The 23,317-nt window shown below is 46.3% G+C and carries 20 protein-coding genes; 8 read left to right on the forward strand and 12 right to left on the reverse strand.

Annotated features, from left to right (window positions below; translation table 11 throughout):
* Positions 1-78: 78 nt before the first annotated feature.
* The 3 genes from AC1DFM_RS06900 to AC1DFM_RS06910 form a co-directional block, all read right to left on the reverse strand.
* The gene (locus AC1DFM_RS06900; RefSeq protein ID WP_477075964.1) at positions 79-1,119 is read right to left on the reverse strand and encodes a FecR family protein; all 1,041 of its coding nucleotides are present in this window, start codon (positions 1,117-1,119) and stop codon (positions 79-81) included.
* A 70-nt stretch (positions 1,120-1,189) separates the two neighbouring features.
* Entirely contained in the window at positions 1,190-1,813 is a 624-nt protein-coding gene (locus AC1DFM_RS06905) for an RNA polymerase sigma factor (protein ID WP_477075965.1), read from the reverse strand.
* Positions 1,814-1,934: 121 nt separating this feature from the next.
* Positions 1,935-2,561, reverse strand: coding sequence for a hypothetical protein (locus AC1DFM_RS06910; RefSeq protein ID WP_477075966.1), 627 nt, complete (start codon positions 2,559-2,561; stop codon positions 1,935-1,937).
* Positions 2,562-2,741: 180 nt separating this feature from the next.
* Between AC1DFM_RS06910 and AC1DFM_RS06915 the strand changes: the two genes are divergently transcribed.
* The gene (locus tag AC1DFM_RS06915) at positions 2,742-3,974 is read left to right on the forward strand and encodes a glycoside hydrolase family 88/105 protein (protein WP_477075967.1); all 1,233 of its coding nucleotides are present in this window, start codon (positions 2,742-2,744) and stop codon (positions 3,972-3,974) included.
* Between the two features lie 111 nt (positions 3,975-4,085).
* Here the strand turns inward: AC1DFM_RS06915 and AC1DFM_RS06920 are convergent, their stop codons facing one another.
* The 4 genes from AC1DFM_RS06920 to AC1DFM_RS06935 all read right to left on the reverse strand — a co-directional run bounded on the left by AC1DFM_RS06920 (position 4,086) and on the right by AC1DFM_RS06935 (position 10,447).
* Positions 4,086-5,522: a SusD/RagB family nutrient-binding outer membrane lipoprotein gene (locus AC1DFM_RS06920; protein WP_477075968.1), complete on the reverse strand. Its 1,437-nt coding sequence runs from the start codon at positions 5,520-5,522 to the stop codon at positions 4,086-4,088.
* A 13-nt stretch (positions 5,523-5,535) separates the two neighbouring features.
* Positions 5,536-8,721, reverse strand: a complete 3,186-nt coding sequence (locus AC1DFM_RS06925) for a SusC/RagA family TonB-linked outer membrane protein (RefSeq protein WP_477075969.1) — start codon at positions 8,719-8,721, stop codon at positions 5,536-5,538.
* A gap of 326 nt (positions 8,722-9,047) precedes the next feature.
* Positions 9,048-9,434 carry a hypothetical protein gene (locus tag AC1DFM_RS06930; protein ID WP_477075970.1) on the reverse strand — a complete coding sequence of 129 codons (387 nt, stop codon included), beginning with the start codon at positions 9,432-9,434 and terminating at the stop codon, positions 9,048-9,050.
* 179 nt (positions 9,435-9,613) lie between these two features.
* The gene (locus AC1DFM_RS06935; protein ID WP_477075971.1) at positions 9,614-10,447 is read right to left on the reverse strand and encodes an N-acetylmuramoyl-L-alanine amidase; all 834 of its coding nucleotides are present in this window, start codon (positions 10,445-10,447) and stop codon (positions 9,614-9,616) included.
* 153 nt (positions 10,448-10,600) lie between these two features.
* Here AC1DFM_RS06935 and AC1DFM_RS06940 point away from each other — a divergent pair, with 153 nt between their 5' ends.
* On the forward strand, positions 10,601-11,482 hold the full coding sequence (locus tag AC1DFM_RS06940; protein WP_477075972.1) for a lysophospholipid acyltransferase family protein: 882 nt from the start codon (positions 10,601-10,603) through the stop codon (positions 11,480-11,482).
* A gap of 45 nt (positions 11,483-11,527) precedes the next feature.
* Positions 11,528-12,559, forward strand: a complete 1,032-nt coding sequence (locus tag AC1DFM_RS06945) for a fatty acid desaturase family protein (protein ID WP_477075973.1) — start codon at positions 11,528-11,530, stop codon at positions 12,557-12,559.
* Here the strand turns inward: AC1DFM_RS06945 and AC1DFM_RS06950 are convergent.
* A complete protein-coding gene (locus tag AC1DFM_RS06950) occupies positions 12,507-13,211 on the reverse strand; it encodes a DJ-1/PfpI family protein (protein ID WP_477075974.1) in 705 nt (234 codons plus the stop codon). The genes AC1DFM_RS06945 and AC1DFM_RS06950 overlap by 53 nt on opposite strands.
* A 171-nt stretch (positions 13,212-13,382) precedes the next feature.
* Positions 13,383-14,279: an aldo/keto reductase gene (locus AC1DFM_RS06955; protein WP_477075975.1), complete on the reverse strand. Its 897-nt coding sequence runs from the start codon at positions 14,277-14,279 to the stop codon at positions 13,383-13,385.
* Between the two features lie 1,569 nt (positions 14,280-15,848).
* Between AC1DFM_RS06955 and AC1DFM_RS06960 the strand changes: the two genes are divergently transcribed.
* Positions 15,849-16,802, forward strand: a complete 954-nt coding sequence (locus tag AC1DFM_RS06960; protein ID WP_477075976.1) for an ADP-ribosylglycohydrolase family protein — start codon at positions 15,849-15,851, stop codon at positions 16,800-16,802.
* A 134-nt stretch (positions 16,803-16,936) separates the two neighbouring features.
* Positions 16,937-17,752 (forward strand): DUF6515 family protein, encoded by an 816-nt coding sequence (locus AC1DFM_RS06965; protein ID WP_477075977.1) that lies wholly within the window; start codon positions 16,937-16,939, stop codon positions 17,750-17,752.
* A 67-nt stretch (positions 17,753-17,819) separates the two neighbouring features.
* Here AC1DFM_RS06965 and AC1DFM_RS06970 read toward each other — a convergent pair whose 3' ends face one another.
* Complete coding sequence (locus AC1DFM_RS06970; protein ID WP_477075978.1) at positions 17,820-19,520, reverse strand: TPM domain-containing protein; 1,701 nt, start codon at positions 19,518-19,520, stop codon at positions 17,820-17,822.
* Between the two features lie 76 nt (positions 19,521-19,596).
* On the opposite strand from AC1DFM_RS06970, the gene AC1DFM_RS06975 reads away from it, so the two are divergent.
* The 3 genes from AC1DFM_RS06975 (at position 19,597) to AC1DFM_RS06985 (ending at position 21,904) form a co-directional block, all read left to right on the forward strand.
* Complete coding sequence (locus tag AC1DFM_RS06975; protein ID WP_477075979.1) at positions 19,597-20,121, forward strand: hypothetical protein; 525 nt, start codon at positions 19,597-19,599, stop codon at positions 20,119-20,121.
* A 176-nt stretch (positions 20,122-20,297) separates the two neighbouring features.
* Positions 20,298-21,404, forward strand: a complete 1,107-nt coding sequence (locus AC1DFM_RS06980; RefSeq protein ID WP_477075980.1) for a hypothetical protein — start codon at positions 20,298-20,300, stop codon at positions 21,402-21,404.
* Between the two features lie 35 nt (positions 21,405-21,439).
* Positions 21,440-21,904: a VOC family protein gene (locus AC1DFM_RS06985; protein ID WP_477075981.1), complete on the forward strand. Its 465-nt coding sequence runs from the start codon at positions 21,440-21,442 to the stop codon at positions 21,902-21,904.
* A gap of 3 nt (positions 21,905-21,907) precedes the next feature.
* On the opposite strand, the gene AC1DFM_RS06990 is transcribed toward AC1DFM_RS06985, so the two are convergent.
* Together AC1DFM_RS06990 and AC1DFM_RS06995 are read right to left on the reverse strand one after the other, a co-directional pair.
* Positions 21,908-22,642 (reverse strand): tetratricopeptide repeat protein, encoded by a 735-nt coding sequence (locus tag AC1DFM_RS06990; RefSeq protein WP_477075982.1) that lies wholly within the window; start codon positions 22,640-22,642, stop codon positions 21,908-21,910.
* A gap of 3 nt (positions 22,643-22,645) precedes the next feature.
* Positions 22,646-23,203, reverse strand: coding sequence for an RNA polymerase sigma factor (locus tag AC1DFM_RS06995; protein WP_477075983.1), 558 nt, complete (start codon positions 23,201-23,203; stop codon positions 22,646-22,648).
* Between the last annotated feature and the right edge of the window lie 114 nt (positions 23,204-23,317).

Consider the following 23,317-nt stretch of genomic DNA (forward strand, 5'->3'; position numbering starts at 1 on the left):
TAACTGGAGGGAGCGCTTAGGCGTTCCCTTTTTTAGTGGTTAGAAAATGGTTGGTCTAGATAAGTATTCATTTTCTTTTTATTGGCTGATAAATATTTCGTTGTTCACAATATTGTAGTGAAAAGGAACAGAGGCTTGCATGGCCTTCAGTGCCTGTTCTACGGTTTCTTTCTCGAAAGTGGCAGTATACCGGTATTTGTTGGCAATGGCACTATCCACAGTAATTTTCACACCATACCACCGGCTCATTTCTGTGGCGGCTGCGCCCAGCGGCATGTCTGTCATCACCAGGCGGTTGCGGGTCCAGGAGGTTTCTACAGCTGCGCTATCTCTTGGATTGAGCGCCACCTTTGCAATGGGCACTACCTGTGCCCGTGCTGAGTGGCTTTCCACTATTGGTACGGTAATTTTTTGCGCGGCCTGCAAAATCACTTTTCTATTGCGCTCTCCACGAATGGTGACTTCCACCTTTCCTTTTATCAGCGCAGCAGCTACTACATTGTCTTCCGGATAGGCGCGTACATTAAAGGAGGTACCTAACACGCGTATATCCATTTTGCTGGTGTGTACAATAAAAGGTTTGTTGGCCACCGTGGATACGTCAAAGAAGGCTTCTCCTATGAGTGTTACTTCACGGGTATCTTTATTAAACTGGCTAGCCATGGTGATATGGCTATTGGCATTGAGCATAACGCTGGTACCATCCGGCAGCTGGAATGATTTCCTTTCGCCCGCTACGCTGCTGTAGTTACGGTGACGTTGCTGTTTTTTATACTGGTATACGGCAAATCCCGCGATATTGATGAGTAAAGCGATAACAGCGGCGCGGGCCAATATTCTCCATACCGGTGATATGGTTTTTACCGGCGGCGCCTGTAAATGTTGCTGGAAGGCTTGTTCAAAGCGACGACGCTCTTTTGCAAAAGTGGATGCCGTAATATTTCCATTCAGCACATAATACAATTCCTTTGCTTCTTTTACAGCGGCAGCTTTCTCCGGATGCGCCCTGATCCAGTCATCCCAGAAACGCACCGCGCTGGCGTCTACACCCAAACAATACCGGCAGAAAGAAGGCTCCTGTAAAAAATCCTCACTATGATAATCCTGAAAATCAGACATAAAACATCCCTCCTTTTCCTATAGAGAACACGACTTCTACTTTTTACTACCCAAAAAAAATATATTTTTTTTACGAGAGGGTTAACATGACCAATACCAATAGAGGAATACTGTATAAATGCGTATCATCACTGCCATCCCGGCTGAGTTCTGCCCTTAAAATTTTAATAGCGTCGTGGATACTGTTGTAGGCGGTCCTTTTGGTTACATTACAAATAACTGCTATTTCATCATAGTCCCGGTCTTCGAAATAGCGGAGGCGCAGCAGTTCCAGCTGCCGCGGCGCCAGTTTGGCCAAAGCCTTTTCCAGTCGTTGTTTGAGTGTTTTATCAGATTGTGCGGAGATCAGCAGTTGTTCATAAGCCATTTCGGTTTGTTCGCGGCCGGCTTCGAAGGCGTGGTGGCGTTGTTCCCGGCGACGGTCCGCTTTTACTTCTGCCATGAGCTTATGACGGATACAGGTGAGCAGGTAGGCCCGTACATTTTCCACTTCCGGCAGGGTATGGCGTTTGTCCCACAGGTCCAGCAGTACCTGGGTAATACATTCTGAAGCGCGTTCCCGGTTGCCGGTTAACTTCATCCCATAATTAAACATGCCTATATAATGCGCATCATATAACGCCAGCATGGCGGCCTCCTGGCCGTTTAGCAGCATTCTCCAACCATCCTCCATATATGTTTCTTCCGACAGCATGATCGTCAAAAATAAGGAAAGCAATCACCATTTGCTCACCTGCAACAAAATATCGGGAGAAGTACTAAAGGATAGGTAAGCCGTAGGCGCCAGGAGTTTAAGTTATACCCTCTTGTAATCCTCAGCAGGGATTAAAATTCACTGCGCGTACCAGTTTTCCGTTTTCGAAGTATAACTGTACACTGCTGTCGCTATCCATACTATAGGAGTCCCGGAGGGTGATCATATCTGTTTTCCCTTCATTTTCTGCCTGCAACACTGCGTTAGGGAAAAGCCTTCTAACGTCTTCCCAGCTGGTATTGCGGGTCAGGGTTATTTTGCCCAGTTTCAATTCATGAGCCGGCGAGAATACAAATTCTTCGCAGGCAAGAGAGTCTTTGCATAGTTCAAACGTAGAGCCATCCAGATAGAAGTAGCTAAAGTCTTCATCAAACTGTGATCCGCAGATGTCTTCGTTGGCAGTAGAAACGATGCTATCTGCCGGGGCGATGCTGCTTTCGAGGCGCTGCCGGTTAGTGAACAACGGTACTTTGCCATTGATCAGTGCCTTCGAAAATTCGAAGACTTCCACCTTATCCCAGGAAATATTGTGGCGGCGATGTGGTTCCAGCATGGAGTCGTCTGCAGCGGTGAGTGCCTGAATGGTGGTAGCGGGTGCGGCTACCGCCAGCGTGTCTGGTTCTTCCGGTTTGGACTGATGACAAGCGGCCAGCATGGTTACTGTGAGCAATAAAACTATTCTATTCATGATCGTAACTTCTTCGTAGGGCCGATAACGTTAGCGGTTCATAGGCCTGTTAATCCAAAACTAATCATTCTMAAACACATAATTAAAATAAATTATATTAATAGCCAAGTTATTTTTATGCAATCGTTTGCATTAATCAGTAAAGCGCATTATATTGTTAGTATAAACCACGTACTATATATGAAAAAGCTAAAATTCCTGTTATACCTGGGACTGGCCATGCCCCTCACCGCCCGTACCCAGGACAATTCCGCTGATCTGGCGGTAGTAAAAAGAGTAGCCGACTATGCCATTGCACATGCCGCCTTTCAATTCAAAGGCGATAACCAGCAAACCTGGAATACCAGCAAAGAAATTCCTGCCGGCACCAACGCCCTCATCTCCGACCACCTGAGCGAATGGCATTATCCAAACGGGGTACTCAACATTGCTATGGTGGACCTGGGCAACTATCTCAAAGACGATAAATACAACGCCTTCGCCCAAAAGCATGTGGCATTTGCTTTCGATAACTACGCGTACTTTGAAGCCCTCAGCAAAAAAGGCGTAAAGTATAAGAACTTCCCGTTTAATCAACTCATCAACACCCGGGTACTGGATGATTGCGGCGCCATGGGCGCCAGCCTGCTGGATGTATACCATACCGTAAAAAGAAGCGATTACAAGGCCTACATCGACAAAGCGGCACATCATATCAGCAAAGTGCAGGAACGGCTGCCAGACGGCACCTTATGCCGCCCTAATCCATATAAATGGACCTTATGGGGAGATGATCTTTACATGAGCGTTCCTTTCCTCGCCCGTATGGGACAGCTCACCAACGATAACAGCTACTTCGATGACGCCGTAGCACAGGTACAACATTTCACGCATTACCTCTGGGATGCCCGCACAGAACTATATGTACATTATTATTATCAAGACCTGCAAAGACAGGGCGTAGCCCACTGGGGACGCGCTAACGGCTGGATCATGCTGGCCAAAGTACAGCTGTTGAACTACCTGCCGGCCAACCATCCCGGCAGACAAAAAGTAATCGATGACCTCACGCAACAAATTCTCGGCGTAGCAAAATACCAGGGCGCCAATGGCTTATTCCACCAGGTATTGGACCGCACAGATTCTTACACAGAAACTTCCTGCACCGCCATGTTTGTTTATTCCATCGCCAGAGCCGTTAATGAAGGCTGGCTCGACAAACGCTATATCACCATTGCAGAACGTGGATGGGAAGGATTGGTAAAGGAAAAAATACAGGAAGATGGACAACTGAAAGATGTATGCATTGGCACCAATACTTCTGCCGATCTTTCTTTCTATTATAATCGCCCTACGGAGTTAAACGACTTCCATGGCATAGGCCCCGTGATTGAAGCTGGCGTGGAGATTATGCGGTATAGAGCGAAAAAGTAATCGGTAAAGCAAAAAGCTATTGAAGCGATTGATAAGAGCAAATGAGTAATTCAATACCCACTCTTATCAATCGCTTCAATAGCTTTATGCTTTGCGCTTTATGCTTTCTGCTTAATACAGATCAAACCATACTTTAGTAGTCAATAAATCCGCTCCCTGACGGGCAACCGCAGCTTTATAGTTTTTGCCGTTCAATGCCTGCTCGCTCGATGGATAGGTTAAACGCAATGGCATTTTTCCCTGCAAAGCACCGGTATAAGCTGGTGTGAGTTGTGGATAATCCAGTCTTCTCCATTCAGCAAAAGCTTCCAGGCCTTCGCTGAACAATGCCAGCCACTTTTGTTCTCCGATGGATTTCTTATAATTATTGGCATCATAGGTAACTGTTGGTTGCGCCAGATAATCATCTACTGGTTTGCCGGTGATACCATACTGTTTGAAAGAAGCCCGGATAGCCTGTTGATAGAGATCTGCCGCATTACCGCTGATCAGGTTACGCTGCGCCGCTTCTGCCAGGATAAACAATTGCTCTGCATAAGTAAATATCCATGCCGGCGCCTGAGTAGCCGTAAATACCGCACCCACATCGGATGTTTTGCTGAAACCCAGCCGGGATGCAGAGTCTGCAGACAAACCATTTGTAACTCCTACATAGTCAGTGGAACCCGGTTCTTTAGGCAACGCTGCGTATATGCTTAACCGTGGGTCTTTCAGTGCTTTTAACCGATCTATCACTGTTTTACTGATGCGATAGTCGTTCCTGGTTTCCCGGTTTCTTCCTACCGGATTCTGGTTAGGCGAGGTAAGATAAATCAGTCTTGCTTCCCGATCGGACGGCCCCAGCAGGAAGTTGCCTTCTGCAGCCAGTTCTGCGAATACTGCTTTGGCTGCTTCTGGATCACGGTCTGCAATGCGCAGGGCAATACGACTGCGTAATCCGTTGGCGAATCGTTTCCAGCCATTCATATCGCCGGCAAATAAAGAGTCGCCCTGAATAGGATTGGCGCTGGGCGTAATGATTTGAGTAGCGCCTTTTAATTCTGCTAACAAGCCTCTGTATACCGCCTTCTGGCTATCGTATACGGGCGTCAGGTATTTTTCAATGTTGGCAGACTGAGAATAAGGAATATCTCCGTACAGGTCTGTTAACAGTTGAAAAATCCAACTGCGCATAATAATTCCTGCTGCCTTATAGTTTGGGTTGTGCAGGCTATCACCCAGCTGCGCCAGTGTGGTAAAATCCTGTATCCCCTGTGCATAGAAATTATTCCAAACAGTTTGGATATTGGTAGATGCCGGAATATAGCGGTCCGGATCAGGGTATTGAATTTTTGACCAGTACTGGATATACAACAGTGAAGTTTCCATGGCGGCATCCGGTCCCCAGTAGGTATCTACGTTAGACTTAATACCATTGCTCAACAGGTAATCCGGCTCCACGGTGGTGGGCTCGTTTGGATTGATGTTGGTACGCTCCAGGTCCTTCTGGCAACTAGCCAGTAAGGTGGCGGCAAATATGATATAGAAAGGTATCAGCAACTTTTTCATGATCGGTCAATAGTTAAAATGAAACATTCAGGTTAATGCCAAAGCTGCGCGTAGTAGGTATTTGCAGTGTTTCCAATCCCTGGCCGTTGCCGGTGTTGAAGGCGGTTTCCGGATCAATGTTAGGTGTATGCTTGCTCAGGTATCCGAGGTTTCTGGCTACCAGCGCCACATTCACGGCCTGCAGTCCCCATCTGCCTACGATAGATGCCGGCAAAGTATAACCCAGTTTGATTTCACGCAGTTTAACAAAGGAGGCATCGTATATCGCACTTTCATTGAGGTTGCTGCTATACACTGCTTTGTAATAAGTTTGAGCAGCAAGAATGGCAGTATTCTTTTTTCCATCTGCTGTATAACCATCAAATATAATCCCGTCGTGTTTTACGGTGGCGCCACCTGGTGCAGTAGCATTATGATCCGGCAACTGGATATTTTGTCCGGTGGCATTTGTGTAATAAGGCAACCCACCGTTTTCCTGATCGCGGCCTGGCATGGTAGCTGCCAGTACACCGGTTCCCATACCGGTAGAGTTAGTACCCGACCAGATAGAACCACCTTGTTTGGTATCAATCAGCACACTCAGGTTAAAGCCTTTGAAGCTGAAATTATTATTCACGCTACCCGTCCATTTCGGGGTATAGTAGCCCAATATTTTTTTATTAGGATCTACGGATGGCGTACCATCTGCATTTACCAGTATCCTGTTTTCGCTGTCTCTTTTGTAAGCGGTTCCATAGAGTGCACCATAGCGCTCGCCAGTAGTAGCTAATACCTGGATATTGCCGGAGCTGCCTAATACATAGTTCTGTAAAAATCCATCCGCATCGAGCGCCAGTACTTTACTTACGTTACGTGCATAGTTCACGTTAAGGTCCCAACGAAATCCGGAGCGGGTAGATATCGGCGTTAATCCCAGCATCACTTCAACGCCCTGGTTGCTGATTTCTCCGGTGTTCAGTAATTTTTTCAGATAACCGGTAGTAGAACTCACATCCGCCAGCAGTATCTGGTTGCGGCTATGCGAATTGTAATAAGTCAGATCCAACCGGATGCGGTTATCCACAAATCCTGCTTCCACACCAAATTCCGTGGAGGTAGTAATTTCCGGTTTGAGGTTTTTATTCAAAAATTTGTCGGATACCGTTTGCAGTGGGAAAGAACCAAAGGGTTGACTGAAAGGATACGTATTGATCAACTGATAAGGATCGGTATCCTTTCCTACCTGTGCCCAACCACCACGCACTTTCAACAGCGACAAGGTGTTGCTTTGTATATGCAGTGCTTCTGATAATACCACGCTGGCGTTGGCAGAAGGATAGAAGTAAGAATTGCTTCCTGACGGCAACGTGGAAGACCAGTCGTTACGGGCTGTTAAGTTCAGAAACGCATAATTGCGGAAACCTATTTGTGCAGAGGCAAAACCGCTGTATACTTTTTGCCGGTTGAGCAAGCTGTTGGAGATAAAAGGATCGCGGGAGTTATTGAGTGTATATACTCCTTTCACGGCCAGTTTAGGCGCTTGTTGGTAATTTTGTTCCAGCTGATTGGTGCGCAGGTTGGCGCCAGCTAATACATCGAAATCAAAGTCGCTGCCCACTTTTTTCTTTGCATTCAGGGTGAATTCACCGTTGGTTTCACTCACCGTATAGGCGTCTTCGGTATAAGACCCAAATGGAGTACCGTTAGTATAATAAGCTATTTTATACTTGCGTCTGTCGGTATAATAATCGGTACCCAGGCGGAAGTTGGCAGTGAGCCAGTCGCGCACCTGATACGACAACCGGGCATTTCCAAGGAAACGGTTGCGCAGCAGTCCTACGGTATTTTCATTCTGAATCCAGTAAGGGTTGCTATAGTAACTATGGTTCCAGTTGTAGTCCGTACCATCTGCATTCTTATAATCTTTCAGTCTGCTTACGTCTACCTGACGGCCAAACCAGATGAATTGCAGGGTAACGCTGTTACCACGTCTGCCATCTACACCCGGCAGGTTATCAGCGGCGCTGCGTATATAGTCCGCATACGTGCTGAGCGTGAGTTTGGGCGTAATACGAAAGGTATTGCTGGCGGTAAAGGTATTCCGGGTAATACCGGTGTTAGGCAAAATTCCTTCCTGCTTGGTATTATTATAAGAGAAGCGATAATCCATTTTTTCGTTTGTACCACCAACGGATAAGCCGTTGTTCAGCGTATAGCCGGTCACGTAGAAATCTTTTACGTTGTTAGGATGCGCTACAAAAGGCACCGCTTCTCCGTTGGAAAAGAACTGTGGAATGAGGCGACCATCCATTTTAGGTCCCCAGCTTTCATCTACGCCATCGTTGATACCGCCGCCTTTACCATCTTTATATGAGAATTGGCCGCCGGTACCTTGTCCGTAGCTGTTCTGAAAGTCAGGCAGAATCAGCACTTTATCCAGTGTAACGCCGGAATTCACGGTGATGCCGAGGCCTCCTTTGGTATCTTTACCAGTTTTTGTTTTGATCACAATTACGCCACTGGAGGCGCGGGAGCCGTACAACGCTGCGGCGTTGGGGCCTTTCAGTACGCTGATGGAAGCGATATCGTCCGGGTTTACATCGGAGATGGCGTTAGCAAAGTCGCGACCAGTACCAATTCCCAACTGGCTGTTATCTACCGGCACACCATCGAGTACAAACAGGGGTTGGTTATTACCGGCAATAGACGTTTCGCCGCGGATCACAATGCGGGAAGAGCCAAGGTTTCCCTGGCTGTTCGTTACCTGTACGCCTGCTATCTTTCCGGATAACGCGTTCACCAGGTTCGTTTCTTTGGCTTCGGAAATATCTTTGGATTTTAGTTCCTGTACCGCATATCCGAGCGATTTCTTTTCGCGGGAAATACCGAGTGCAGTTACCACTACCTCTTCCAGTTTCCGGTTGTTGTTTTCCAGGGAGATATTAATCACCTTGTTGCTACCAACCACCTCAAACGTAGTCTGGAAACCAAGGGAGGAAATTTGTAGTGTGTCATTTACGTTTGCGCTGATGGTATATTTTCCGTCGACATCCGTTTGTGTGCCATGACTTTTTCCTTTCAACTGTATGATAGCGCCGGGTATGCGTTGCGCATCGGAACGGGAGGTAACTACCCCACTCACCCTGACTTCCTGGGCAATACTCTGCTGCAGCCACAGTAACCCTGGCAGCAGGCATAACAGCCTTTTTACGTAATTCATGCTTAGTACTTAGTTTATGAGTTGACTTAGATCTTTGCGGAGCATGGTTGTCCCGTTACACCGTTCTGATTTTGGTATTTACTTGTTGGCGTATGATGGTTTGGTATGATATCGGGGTCAAAATTAATGCACAAATATTAATCTACAAAATTTATAGACTAAATAGATTTACAAAAGCGGATTTTGTCTGGAGCAGGATTAAACTGATTTTATTTTTGATTTAGGGAGATAAGAAAGAATTTATCTCTTTCTTATCTCCGCTTTGTTCATCTTACAAAATCAAAAAAACAAAATCAGTTTAGTCCTGCCGGAGACAAAAAATCAAGCTATAGATTCAGCAACTTCTTCAGCTCTGTTTTACAGTCTTCGATGTTTTGCCAGATTTGTCTGTCCTGGCATACAGTGCCTTTATACTTAATAGACACTTTGGTTTTGCGCAAAACTACCTGGTAGTATTCCGGGGCATCGGGAGAATTCTCCCAGGTAATTTTTCCACCTTCTTCAATGCCACCGGCGAGTTTGTCTTCGATAATGGCATTTACTTTTTTGCGCATGTTCTCCGCAAAGTCGTAGCTGACCTCCGTTTTTACGAGGCAGGAAGAATCTTTCCTGCTGGGTGTTTGATGGGAGGCGCTGGCGGGTTGACGGGAAACACACAGCAAAAGGGCGCTGGCTGCGAGCAGCAATAACGGGAACTTAATAGTAGGTTTCATAACAAGTATAGATTAAGGGAAAGTTGGAGAATAGGTATATAACAAGTCCGGAAGATGCTTTCTTAGATTTTGGTTGCTGGTGCTAACTCATTATTAAAATAACATATTTATCTCACTCCACAAAATAAATGCGGGGGGATCGTAGGGGTAAAAGAGAGCTGGGGTGTCTTCCTAACAGGTCATTGATATTGCTGCTGCAGATTGAGCAGAATTTTTCTCCCTGCATCGTTCAGGCCCGTCAGGCTGTCCGCTGGCATAAAATGGCGTTTAAAGGCCATGATGGCGGCGGAAGAATCTTTTACATCATAACCTATAATGCGAAGGGCCAACAAAGGGTTAAAAGATGCCGGCACTACGGTGGTGCTGGTATCTTTATACCAGAGGCCGAAGCCTTTTTCAGACAATTGTTGCCAGGGGAAGAACGCGCTTGGATCTACTTTTCTGCCAGGAGCAATATCACCATGGCCTACGAAGTTGGCGGCGGGAATATTATAGCGATGCTGCAGCGTATCCAGTAATACGAGCAGGCTGCTAATCTGCGCGGAATCAAAGGGTTCGTGTCCGTTATTGTCTAGTTCAATACCGATGGAAGAAGAGTTGATGTCGGTCAGGTTGCCCCATTTGGCAATGCCTCCGTGCCAGGCCCGGAGATAGTCGTTAAGCATATGATGGATGGCACCGTTACGACATACCACGTAGTGAGCGCTTACCTGGGTTTTCTCCATGGTAAACGTTTTCAGTGTTTGTTCACATGAATTCTGAGCCGTATGATGAATGATAACGAGATTAGGCTTACGCATGTTAAAATTAATGGTACCCACCCAGGATGGGGCAGCTACGCCATTGGCGCCGGCCAGCCCGCCGGGTTGCTGCCGCAGCGTTTTCGCATCCGACTTAGCATGTTGCCGGTACACCTTGTTGGTGCTCGCATACGGATTACGCGCACAATACGCAAAGCCGCCGACTACTGCTATCAGGCAGCTATATTTTATAAGGAGAGATATGGTCTTCATGGGTATCTGTTAAAGTTTACACAAGTCAACTGGATAAAGATACTAAATGATGCGATCCCTCGTTTTTTTCACGGATACTATGAAAAGTGTTCTTTAAAATTTATATTTACGTTTTCAATAATACTTTTCGGAGTATCAAAAACCTGTGCCACATTGTCATTTATTGCCTACAATCTACTGTTACCGCTGATCTACGCGCTATCGCTTTTGCCATTCCGTGTACTTTATCTGGTGTCTGACGCAGTATATGTGTTGTTATATTATGTGCTGGGCTATCGTAAAAAGGTAGTACTCCAGAATTTGCGTAATTCTTTTCCGGAAAAGAGCGAGGCGGAAATTAACCGCATCTGTAAAGATTTCTATCATTACCTCTGCGATCTTTTCCTGGAAACGTTTAAAACGCTCACTATCAGCAAATCTGCGATGGTAAAGCACTGTAGCTTTACGCCAGAAACAGTGGAGCTGTTTAACCGCCTGGAAGCGGAAAAAAAGAGTGTCGTGCTCGTAATGGGGCATAAAGGCAACTGGGAATGGGCGGGTAATACATTCAGTATCCTGTGCCGTCAGCAGTTGTATGTGATTTATCATCCGCTGGCCAACAAACATTTCAATGGCTTAATGTACCGTATGCGTACCCGTTTTGGCACCAAACTGATTGCCATGCAGGATACCTTCCGTGATATGGTGCAGAACCGTGGCGAAGTAAATGCGACGGCTTTCATCGCAGATCAGGCGCCACAGCCTAAGACGGCTCAATGGCTCCATTTCCTCCACCAGGATACCCCGGTATTCAAGGGTACGGAGAAAATAGCGCAGAAAATGAACTATCCGGTAGTATATGTTACCGTACAACGTTTAAAAAGAGGATATTACACCGTCAGCGCAGAATTGCTGACCGCTACTCCCGCAGAAGAAAAAGACGGGGCTATTACGGCGGCGCATACACGCAAACTGGAAGAAGATATCGTTTCCCAGCCAGCTACCTGGCTGTGGTCGCATAAACGGTGGAAACATAAACGTCCTGCCGTTATTTAATCATACATCAAAAACAACTTTAGCAAAGCTTACCTAACTAACCGTATGCTGGAAGGAAAAGAACTGATACTGGCTACCAAGCCATATGCGCGTGAAGACAGAGCCAAAAGCTGGCGCTACACCTTGTCAACATTATCACTGTTGGTTTTATCACTAACCGGTACCCTGCTATTACCATACCTGGTACTACAGCTGCTGGCCAGCATCCTGTCAGGACTACTGATCGTAAGAATGTTCGTTATTTATCATGATCACCAGCACCACGCCATCCTTCATAACTCCCGGATAGCAGAAGTCATTATGCGTACCTTCGGGGTATATGTATTGGCGCCTTCCAGCATCTGGAAACGTTCACACGATTACCACCATAAACATAATTCCAAGCTTTTCAGCGCCAGCATAGGATCTTACCCTATCATCACCCGCAAAAAATTTGAATCCATCACGCCGGCAGAAAGACGCACCTATCTGTTCAGCCGCCACCCAATAACCATTGCCGCCGGATATTTGTCCATGTTTATGCTCGGGATGTGTGTACAATCATTTTTAAGCAGTCCGCGTAAACACCTGGATTCTTTATTGGCGCTCATTATACACCTTGGTGGCAGTGCGGCGCTGATCTATTTCCTGGGATGGCAAAGCTGGATGCTCTTTATCCTCATTCCATTTACCATTGCCTGCGGAATAGGCGCCTACCTTTTTTATGCACAGCACAACTTCCCTGGCGTAACTTTCAATGTTAACCAGGAATGGTGTTATGATAAAGCAGCCTTGCTGTCTTCCAGCCACATGCTCATGAATCCGGTGATGAAATGGTTTACCGGCAACATCGGCTACCATCACATTCATCACCTGAATGCACGTATACCTTTCTATCGCCTGCCGGAAGTAATGAAGGCGATTCCTGCCTTACAAAATGCTAAAACCACAACATTGAGCCCACGCGATATCCGCGCCTGCTTCCTGTTGAAGGTATGGGACCCTGAACAAGACAGGATGATCAGTCTGGCAGAAGTCCGCGCTATCAGGTCAGCTCAATTGATGACGAAGCCCGATCCTGTAGTAATTGCCGGATAATTCGTTTTCTTGTTTCCAACGTCAGCTGGGTAATTTCTTTTGCTTTTTGCAGCACCGGTAATCCGGCTGTATTGGGAGAACCCGCTCTGAAAGGAGGTTCGGGGTTATATTCCAGTTGCAGTTGTATTACTTTCGCCAGCTCCTCTCCTCCTATGATAGCAGTAAGCTGGAGTCCGAAGTCAATGCCGGCGGTGACTCCGCCGCCGGTGATGCGATTTCTGTCGCGCACCACCCGTTCTTCAATTGTTTCCACGCCAAACATCCGCAATAACTCCAGCGAGCGCCAATGCGTAGTAGCCTTGTAGCCATCCAGTAATCCGGCAGCGGCCAGCACCAGGGCGCCGGTACATACGGACGTGATATATTTTGCCTTCACCGCCTGTTCACGCAGAAATTGCATCACCGGCTGATCCGTCAGCAGCGCATTGATTCCCCTCCCCCCTGGTACAAAAATGATGTCGAGCTGCGGACAATCCGCCATAGCGATATCCGGCTGCAGCGTTAATCCTCCTTCCGCACGAACCGGCCCTTTGGTAGCGCCGATAATCAATACTTCAAAGCAGGACGCTTTGATAAATACATCGTAGGGGCCTGTAAAATCGAGGATCGTTAACTCAGGGAACAGTAACATCCCCACTTTTAATTTTTGCATACATGGAGCTTTAATGCCTTACAATAATAATGCAGCGGGCTGTAAACAGAGAGCAGAGCAATTATTATTCCGGCGGGTGATGATGTCCTGAACTGTTCCTATAATGGCTGGAATACTGCTTTTGCTTGAGGGTAATGCCAGCCAAAGACCAAAATACCCGTCGCAATTACACTACCGGTGCAGGTCATACGTATTCACCGGCACCGCGTCTTGCAACACCGCTATTTCTTCCGGTAGCAATGCAGGCGCCTGTACCGCGCGCAGGGCATCTTCCAGTTGTGCTGCGGTGCGTATTCCTACCACCGCACTGCTGATAGCTGACTGCTGTAGCACAAAGCGCAGGGCGGTTTGTGCCGCATCACGACCGGCGTTACTCTTATTTTTAATGGCAGCTGCAGCGGTGGCAACTTCCTTTTCCGTATAGTTAAGATAAGGTGCAGCGGGTTTATTTACCAGCAATCCCTTCGCTACACTTCCTCTTGCCAGCACACCAATATGGTGGTCCTGCAGCAGCGGGAAACAGGTTTCTTCCGGGCGGCGATCCAGCAAGCTGTATTGCATCATGACGCTAACCATCTGCGAGTGTTTCACGTATTCCCGGATAACATTCGGCCGGATAGAAGAGATACCATAGTGCCTGATTTTTCCTTGTTGCTTTAACAGTTCAAAAGCTGCGATGCTCTCATCCATAGGATCATCCAGGGTGCCGCCATGTAGCTGGTACAAGTCGATATAATCTGTTTGCAGCCGCTTCAGGCTGCCTTCTACTGTCGCTAAAATATAGCCTTTTCGTGGGTTCCAGCTCCAGCTGTTGCCGTCTGCATTCCATTGATTCCCTACTTTGGAAGCAATAATCACATCGGCTCTTTTCTGCCGTAATGCTTTGCCCACGGTAATTTCGTTCTGTCCGTGGTCGTACAGATCAGCGGTATCAAAGAAGTTAATGCCCTGATCCATGGCGTGATGGAGGAGGCGTGTGTTGTCCGCATCGTTGTTACCGAGCGACATACAACCAAATCCTATTTCGCTGATGGCCAGGTCTGATTTTCCGAGGAAACGATAATGCATGCTAACCGGTTTTTACAATGTTCTTGACAGGGCCCTCCGGAGAAGGCCGGTTAAACGAAGTTATAGCCAAATCTTTCATTTTCATATAAATCTGGTATTAAAGTAAGGGGTTGTTTCGATAAACAGCCCCTGTTTTAAATTTGCGTCCACCTCATTTGAGCCACGTTATACTAACTGCTGCTATTAACAGCAATTACCATGTCTTTGAAATAATGGGGCCGCCTGGATAAACAGCCCCTTCTTTTTTTAGTATGTCCGATCCATTGTGTATTCATCACTCTTGACCTGTGAAGGTGTATAAAGGGACCACCTATAAAAATGGCCCCTTACTTTCCCAAATCAAAATACCCGTTGATTAAACACGTTATATATAGAAGGCTGTGTTAGCAGCCTGCGTTTTCAGATAAAGGGACCGCCTGGATAAACAGTCCCTGGATTCCGAATCAATCGCAGCATAAATGATCTTGCATTATTTACACTGTGAGGGCTTTAACATATGGCGTTTACTACATTTTTATTTTATAGGCACAATAAGCTGATAGGTATCAACCTATTGATAGATTTCATATAGGGACCGCCTAGACAAACGGTCCTGTGCTTAAAGCTTCCATCGTGTATGTTGCACTCCAATTTCTTTTTGAATATCATTATTCGCACTGTTCCTTCAGCTGCTTCATTTGTATCCGCTATATGCTCACTACAAACAGGGGGGACTACCTGAATAAGTGGTCCCGTTTATACTTGTTGCAAAGACGATAACTAAGATCATCCTTATTATCAGGAAAAAACGGACTGTCTGGATAAACAGTCCCTGTTTAAACTATCACCCTTTGTGATGAGCTGTTATGGTTAACTAAGCAGGTAACAAACAAGGATAAAATCGTTGATTGAATAGATGATATATCACTCCCAGTTCCGGCAGGTTGCCGAAATAATCCGATGATGCTGCATACAACTGTGTTGTTATTTCTCCCGGGATGACACCCTATTCTATTCCTGGCAAACTACCGGAAATACAGTTGGTGTCGGGCTTTGAAAACAGGTACGGAGTGGGCATTTATTATACGCCCTTTGCCTGTTTAATTCAGTACAAAAAGGAATAGATGATAATGATAGTTACCAAGAAAAGTACAGGTCTGATATTTTCTGTTGAACAAAAAAGATTGCATATGAGTTAGGTTTCAGTTTTAGTATTTGTCTACAATGAAGGGTTAAGCATTTCACTGTACGATACGGTTGCACTTAGGCGTTCCAGTTGGGTTAACTGTTACTAAAAGGTTTATCAATAATGTTGCAGACAAACTAAAAAAAGCATTATGGGTATAATGTTTCAACGATATCGATCGTTATAATGCAAAGGTACTGCATGATACCATACGAAAAACACCTTTTACCGCCATTTTCGGAATGAACGGGAATGAACAGACTAGACAAATATTGAATAAAAAGAAACGCCTGTAAATCAAAAAATTAACGTATAAAAAAAATGGGGGATTGATCAGATCTGGCAAATCAGGTGTATATTCCATCAAGTATTTCATACATACCTTAACGTTAGTACCGTATCCCATGCAAGCACAAATAACAGGGGCCTTTTATGGCATAGCTATTGGCGATGCCCTGGGCGTACCAGTGGAATTTAAAACGCGTAGCTATCTCTCAGAAAATCCTATCCTCACCCTTACCGGCTATGGTTGTTGGAATCAGCCACCGGGCACCTTTTCAGACGATTCTTCTATGACCTTCTGCACAGCAGAAAGCTTGCTCACCGGATATGATATTCCCCACCTGGCGCAAACCTTTGTCCGCTGGATGCAACAGGGATATTGGGGAGCGCATAATGAAGCATTCGACATTGGCCATGGCACGCGGCGGGCATTGCAGAGAGTAGCTACAGGCACATCTCCACTGGTCAGCGGTGGATTTGAAGAATTTGAAAACGGCAATGGTTCCCTGATGCGCATGATGCCCATCGCATTTTTTCTGCTGAAAGAAACGGATATCCATCTACGTTACCAGGTGATAAAAGAAGTATCCGGTATCACGCATCAACATTTCCGCTCTGTGATCGGCTGCTTTATTTATGTAGAATTTGTCCGTGCCCTGCTGATTGGCGGGGATATGCAGGAAGCCTACCTACAAATGCAACGATCTGTAAATGCTTATGTAGCCCACCAATCCTTTAGCGCCAATGAATTAAAATATTACGAACGGGTATTACAACAACAGATCGCCGGCTTTTCTGAACAACAGATCAATAGTTCCGGCTATGTGGTGCATACGCTGGAAAGCGCGCTCTGGTGCCTGCTGAATACCACCGATTATACCTCCTGCGTACTGCGCGCAGTGAACCTGGGCGGCGACACAGATACCACCGGAGCGGTAGCTGGTGCGGTAGCCGGGTTACATTACGGAATCAATAATATTCCCGCGGAATGGATTAGCCAGGTGGCCCAAAGTGCAGAAATCGGACAATTAGCCAGTCGTTTTGCAGCAGTCATTAATACCACCAGTCCCCAGTAAATACAGGTGTTTAAAACCGGCCACATTTTTGCACATAATAGTTGTTCAGTTAAACTTTTCGCTCCTTTTACCGTCCAATAGATGGTTGAATAATAGAGGACTTGATAAGAGGATTACAACTTAATGTTAAGAAAATGAAAAACAGATTTTATATACTGTTTGTGCTGATTGGTCTCCTGGGCACATTGACAGTAACCAGCGCTGACGCACAGCGACATGGTGGCGGAGGTGGCCACTTCCATGGTGGTGGCGGCGCCCGTATAGGCGGCGGTCACTTCTACGGCGGCGGAAGAATCAGTTCTCCAAGAGTAGTGGCCCCCATCAACAGAGGCTATTATCACGGCTATCGTCCTATTTACGGACATGGCTTCTACGGAAGGCCGTACTACCGGTACTACAGACCGTATTATAATCCGTTCTTTCCTCATATAGGCTTATATGTATCTACACTGCCTTTCGGTTACTTCTCCCTGGGAGCCGCCTTTGGTCCAATGTACTACTATGGTGGTTCTTACTATGAATCAACCGGTGATAACAAAGGCTACAAAGTGGTAGAGGCACCTATAGGTGCAGCTGTACCGGACTTACCGGAAGGTGCACAGGAAATAACAGTAGATGGGAACACCTATTATGAGCTGAACGGCACCTACTACCAGGAATCCATGACAGATAACGGCAGACGTTACATTGTAGTGGGCAAAAATGGTAAGATTGGCGACAAAACCGTGACGATTACGGATCAGGGTAACAACAATACCCCTAATAATGACGCCGGCAACAATACAGATAATGGAATGATTTCACAATTGCCGGATAATTGCCGCACCGTGAATATAAACGGTCAGCAGTACTTTTTATCACCAGACGGCATGTATTATCAGTCTGTTTTAAACAGTGATAATTCCATCGCAGGGTACAAAGTGGTGGGTAAAATGAATGCCGATAATTAAAACGATAGTTGTTATTCAGTTGACAAAAGAGCCGGTTTTTCAACCGGCTCTTTTACATTTATATCGGCTACCAGCTGCTGCTGGCACCTCCACCTCCCGATGATCCGCCTCCCCAATCCGAAGACGAAGAGGAAGAACTGGAAAAGCTGCTGGAAGATGATGACGAAGAAGAGGAAGATTCTACCAGCTTGGCAATCGTAAACCGGTAGTCGTGCTTAAAGCCACAAGCCGCGCAGGTATAAGGGATAATCCCCCAACCCTCAGATGAATAAGTAGCGGACTTCTTTGTTAACACCGCCCCTTTCTGATAGCTCATATGCGCACAGGAAGGGCATTGCGCCACTTGCGACCGCATATTGGTATAATTCAGTATCATTCTATTTCCACAGGTATCACAGCCCCATACGTCGTAGTCTACCGAATGCAGCCCCTCTTCTATTACCTGCTTTTTATCCAGGAATTGATTATCTGCCTCCTCATCCAGTTTATGCATGGGCTTCAGGCAGTGGTGGCAGTCGTACGGATCATTGCGCAAATGCTCCATGCGTCGCTTCAGCAAAGCCACGTAAATCCAGAGGAAAGGCGCCGGGAAAGGATATTTGGCGCGACTGAAATCCCGGTACAATACGGCCAGCTGCAGCCATTTTTCATGGCGATCTTTCCCCTTTAATATAATGGCCGACCGCATAGAAATAATCAAGGCCGCCACATGTATAAACACCACCCAGGTAATGTAATAAATCACGAATGTGACGACAAATCCCGCATCCTTGTGCAATTTATTCGTTACATAATAAATGCCGAAGAAAGCCGCCAAATGCAGCAATACCAGCCCTATCCATCCGGGACGCAGAAATTCATTCTGGTACTCCGACACGAGGACGGGCTCCGCATCCACGGCTCTTTTTTTGCGCTTCTTACCAAAGAAAACGTACATCATTAACGCGGACACAATGATCCAGAAAATGATACCGATAAAGGAGAAATCGCCGGTATATGAATAGGAATTACCAGAAGAAGCAGTAGCCTCTCCGGAGGAATAAGTGCCTGCATAAGGTTGTGGCTCCGCATAGGTCACGTTATCACTATCTCCTGCATCGCTGACGGCAACTGCACTGTCGGCCACAGCTTCATCGGTGGCGGGAGACGTACGTGGGGAAATATCCACCACGGGGCMTGTCACCGAAGGCATTAACGAACCATCTGCTGCCGGCATGTCTGGTAACTGGGTGTAGGCATAGTTCCCATTGTTAAACAAAGAGGCCACTGACAGGATGCCATCCGTAAAGGCGGCATCGTAGTTATGTTCCTTGATACGCGGAATCATGTATTCCTGCTGAATACGGAAACAAATAATGTCGGGCATATCTGCCTCAATACCTTTACCTGTCTCAAATTCCAGCTTACGGGCATCTTCTACCATCAGGATCAGTAAGCCGTTATTCTTTTCCTTATCTCCTATTTTCCAATAGTTGAATAGTTGGTGAACGAAGTCGCGGGTATCATTGTTGCCGATGCTGCGCAGTACTACCACGCCTACCTGCACCTTCCCGGCATTATCCAGTAATGAGAGTTTTGCGTTTAATTCGTTCACTGTTGCATCAGCAATCAAGTGGTCTGGATTACTGACATAACCGCCGCCCGTTTTCTTGGGGTCTGGCACATCTGCTACGGTATACTTCTGTTGTTTGCTCTGGTCACATGAAACAAAAAATACGAACAGCCATGCTAACAATACACACTTCAAAAAATATGGTGGTTGCTTCATTTGGGATACATTCTGCCCCCTAAGATATGGTTATTTAACTTTTCATTTCAACAGAAAAAAGTATTTTAATTCCACGATGAAGCCTGTTTTCACTATCCTTACACTATTGGGCTGCTTTGCAGCTACTCATGGTTTGGCCCAGGAGCAACCCAAAGATACCGTTGTTAAACCGCCGGTGCAGCTCAAAACAGTACATATCGTCCAATATCATTTCTTTAAAGATTCCCTCGCCTTCCGCGAAGAATATGGCAGGGAGCTCACCTTCAGACGCCCCAAGTGGTATGAAGTATACACCGGAATGGCCTTAAATATCAATAACCTGTATAAGGTGACACAGTATAAGAAGAATAACAAGAAAATAGCACTCAGACACCTGCTGCTGAATAAAGAACAGGAAATGTTTGTTAGTCGTACCTATACGCCTTCCCTGGTCAACAAAGTAACAAAGCTGGACGGCGACAGCCTCCAACTTTTCATGCACCGATATACCCCTTCCTATGCATTTATAAAGAACGCCTCCGACTATGATTTGTATGTGGAGATAAAAAAGCAATATGAGGCATTCCTGAAAACCCGCGATAGTCTGCCACCTCAACCATAAAATCATTTCTTTGACGCGGGCTGCGGTTAAAAATACTATATTTCAGTATCCTTACGTTTTACTAATTACCGTCCTAACCGGGCAGTATAGTAAAGGTGTTGATAAGATTACATAAATTAGTGATCTCAAACCCTTTAACGTTGTTATTAGTTTTAAAGATGATCAATACAGCTCACATGAAAAGGTTTTCCATACTGGTTGTCCTCTTCGTTCCGGTATTGCTGAACGCGCAGGCGAAACTCAGCCAAACCGTGATAGACGACTTCTCCAACCGGGTAGCTGCCCACTACCAATTACCCCATGATTCCATTACCGGCTACATTGCAGAACAACTCACCCGCAGCGGTAATGCCGGTCTGGATATAGATTCTACTGTTTTTGATCTGAAGAAAGATCCCACGGCTTTTGATGCAGCCCTGAAATACCTTTACCAATACAGCGATTGTAACCGTCAGCGGTTTATCACCAATCTGCGTAGTATGGAGCTGCAAACCAACAGTGTGTTTCCCATCGCCACTTATACTGCCAATAAATTTAAGGGAGATGTAAAAGCCCTGACAGACGATAAAAAAGATTTTCTGACCACATACACGGGACCGGTTACCGGTAAAAAGCCACCTGCCACCATTGCAGAAGTAGCTGCTGCCAACCAGGCCGCTGCCAGCGCGCCGGCGCATACCGGTACGGATAACACCAGCGAGTCTGCCGGCAGCACCACTGTTGCCGAACCTGGCAATACCACTGCCACAGAAGCGCCGGCCGCAGATATCCGCAACTGGGAAGTACGGCCACTGTTCCAGGTACGTAAACCGGAACAGCTGCTGGAAATGTATGGCGCCAGCAACGTTACCCAACACGACGCCATTAACCTGGCAGGCGATAAAGAAGGAGAAGCTTACCTGATCTATCCTGATACGGACAATGAGCTGGAAGTACAGTTTGATGGTGATAATGGAAATATCCTGACCTTCTCCCATTATCCCTCCAAATGGAAATCACCTTATGGTATCAAAGCCGGTGATCCCCTGGATAAACTCATCAAAGTAAACGGCCGTCCCTTTAAAATGAATGCTTTTGAGTGGACCAACGGCGGCATGGTATCCAGCTGGAATGGTGGCGCCCTGGAAGGCAAAGGCGTTATCATAGTGCTGAAAGCCAACAATACCGGCGATCCTAAGCAATACGACCAGGTAACCGGCGATAAATCCATCCGCTCAGATATGCCGGCATTAAAAAAACTGGACGTAATTATTGAATCTGTAGCATTTAAAGCCGCTAACTAGTTGCACTTGTCGATCCGGATAATTATCTTGTTGTAATGAAACAATTTGTATTATCCGGATGTCTGCTTTTCCTCGCAATGGTTGGCATTTCTACTCACATGAACGGACAAACGAAGCGATATCCCTCGCTGAACCACATGGCGCTGTACGTGGTGAACCTGGAGCGCAGTACTGTTTTTTACCGCGATATTATTGGGCTGGAATCTATGCCGGAACCATTCAAAGATGGCCGTCATAGCTGGTTTAAGGTAGGAGAGCATGCACAGGTACATGTCATTTCCGGAGCGGCACAGGCCACTACCCACGATAAAAATACCCACCTCTGCTTCAGCGTGCCTTCTATGGCTGATTTTGTAAAAGTGTTACAGACCAATCACATTGCGTTTGAAGACTGGCCCGGTAAAGTGGGCGCTATCACCAAAAGAGTAGACGGGGTACAACAGATATACCTGCGTGATCCGGATGGCTACTGGCTGGAAATCAATGACGATAAATACTAGCTTTTATTTCAACTCTTTTTCCAGGGCGGCGGCTTTAGCCGCTGCCGCTGCATCGGCTGGAATTAATTTCAGCCATACCCGCGCTTCCTTCCTGTTTTGCTGTTGCGCGTAATACAGCGCGATATAAAATGCGGCATCGTATTTAAAAATCGATTCTCCTTCGAATACTTTCTTTAGATCCTCCAGCCCACTGGCCGTTTGACCGGTATGAGTGGCGGCTATCCCCCTGTAATAAAGGGCCATCTGGCTGCTACTGTCTGTTTTGAGATAGGTATTCAGCAAAGGAATCACTTTCGTGTAGTCCTTCTCGTTAAAATAAAGGGCGGCAGACTGTAACAAACTGTCGGCATTACTTCCCCGTTCTACGGCAACCTGCATTTCAATATTACCGAAGGTTTCCATGTAGTTAGTATCCCTGGTATAAAAGCGGAATAACAGTACGCCCGCCAGTATAGCCGCAGCGGTGCCAAAAGCCAGGAGGTATTTTTTTATTGACACCACTTTGCCGGTACGGCCAAAATGTTCCGGACGTTGCGCCTGTAAGGTTTGCTTCAGGGCAGCCAGTTGTGGGTCTGGCTGCAGCCGTGCAGACAAGGTAGTTTTCACTTCCCGGTACTGTGCCAATGCTGCTGCCAGCGCAGCATCCTGCTGCAATGCCCCCTCAAACTGCTGCCGTTCTTCCGGCAGCATGTCTCCGTCTTCATAACGGATAATATCTTCATGATTATAAGCAGCCATACCTTAAATTTTCTGAGCCTGAATATATGATAACAGCGTAGCCATGCACTCGGATTTTTTTTTCCGGAGATAGCCATAAGTCACTCCCATTGCTGCTGCAATTTTTTCCTGGGCCTCACCGGTGAGCGACAGCCGGAGTATTTCCCGGCATTTCTCTCCCAGCCTTTCAAACTGGGCCAATATCATGCCTGCCTGCGCCTCTTCCTTTAGCACCTGTTCTGCTGCAGCAAATACATCTTCTCCTACTTCATATACATCATCCAGGCGTTTTGTTACCGGTTGCCGGCCTCTTTTTTTTATTTCGTTGAGCCATTTCCGTTTACAGATCAGCAAAAAGAAAGGTTCAAACGGACAAGTCAGTTGCAGCTGCTTGTACTTCGCCTGATTATATACATCTATAATAGCTTCCTGGAAAATATCTGCCGCATCATCTTCCGTACCCTGGTGTTGCAGAATATGGTGTTTGATCTTTCCGGCAAAGCGCTGGTATATCTCCTGTACCAACAAGGTATCATTTCTTAAGAGGCCATCGAGATATCGCTGATCGGGGTGAATACTCATCTGCGCTTGATTTGCATTGGTTGATAGGAACATGCCATATCTAAAAATACATCTTTCTAAAAAAAAATTATCAAAAGGGGGGTAACAAAATAAAAAGGTGGTTGATCTACTATC

This window comes from Chitinophaga sp. 05T412, assembly GCF_056396465.1.

Bases quoted from the DNA above. Each gene is read 5' to 3' on its own strand.
- AC1DFM_RS06900 (WP_477075964.1), bottom strand. From the start codon at position 1,119: ATGTCTGATTTTCAGGATTATCATAGTGAGGATTTTTTACAGGAGCCT.
- AC1DFM_RS06905 (WP_477075965.1), bottom strand. From the start codon at position 1,813: ATGCTGTCGGAAGAAACATATATGGAGGATGGTTGGAGAATGCTGCTA.
- AC1DFM_RS06910 (WP_477075966.1), bottom strand. From the start codon at position 2,561: ATGAATAGAATAGTTTTATTGCTCACAGTAACCATGCTGGCCGCTTGT.
- AC1DFM_RS06915 (WP_477075967.1), top strand. From the start codon at position 2,742: ATGAAAAAGCTAAAATTCCTGTTATACCTGGGACTGGCCATGCCCCTC.
- AC1DFM_RS06920 (WP_477075968.1), bottom strand. From the start codon at position 5,522: ATGAAAAAGTTGCTGATACCTTTCTATATCATATTTGCCGCCACCTTA.
- AC1DFM_RS06925 (WP_477075969.1), bottom strand. From the start codon at position 8,721: ATGAATTACGTAAAAAGGCTGTTATGCCTGCTGCCAGGGTTACTGTGG.
- AC1DFM_RS06930 (WP_477075970.1), bottom strand. From the start codon at position 9,434: ATGAAACCTACTATTAAGTTCCCGTTATTGCTGCTCGCAGCCAGCGCC.
- AC1DFM_RS06935 (WP_477075971.1), bottom strand. From the start codon at position 10,447: ATGAAGACCATATCTCTCCTTATAAAATATAGCTGCCTGATAGCAGTA.
- AC1DFM_RS06945 (WP_477075973.1), top strand. From the start codon at position 11,528: ATGCTGGAAGGAAAAGAACTGATACTGGCTACCAAGCCATATGCGCGT.
- AC1DFM_RS06950 (WP_477075974.1), bottom strand. From the start codon at position 13,211: ATGCAAAAATTAAAAGTGGGGATGTTACTGTTCCCTGAGTTAACGATC.
- AC1DFM_RS06955 (WP_477075975.1), bottom strand. From the start codon at position 14,279: ATGCATTATCGTTTCCTCGGAAAATCAGACCTGGCCATCAGCGAAATA.
- AC1DFM_RS06960 (WP_477075976.1), top strand. From the start codon at position 15,849: ATGCAAGCACAAATAACAGGGGCCTTTTATGGCATAGCTATTGGCGAT.
- AC1DFM_RS06965 (WP_477075977.1), top strand. From the start codon at position 16,937: ATGAAAAACAGATTTTATATACTGTTTGTGCTGATTGGTCTCCTGGGC.
- AC1DFM_RS06975 (WP_477075979.1), top strand. From the start codon at position 19,597: ATGAAGCCTGTTTTCACTATCCTTACACTATTGGGCTGCTTTGCAGCT.
- AC1DFM_RS06980 (WP_477075980.1), top strand. From the start codon at position 20,298: ATGAAAAGGTTTTCCATACTGGTTGTCCTCTTCGTTCCGGTATTGCTG.
- AC1DFM_RS06985 (WP_477075981.1), top strand. From the start codon at position 21,440: ATGAAACAATTTGTATTATCCGGATGTCTGCTTTTCCTCGCAATGGTT.
- AC1DFM_RS06990 (WP_477075982.1), bottom strand. From the start codon at position 22,642: ATGGCTGCTTATAATCATGAAGATATTATCCGTTATGAAGACGGAGAC.
- AC1DFM_RS06995 (WP_477075983.1), bottom strand. From the start codon at position 23,203: ATGAGTATTCACCCCGATCAGCGATATCTCGATGGCCTCTTAAGAAAT.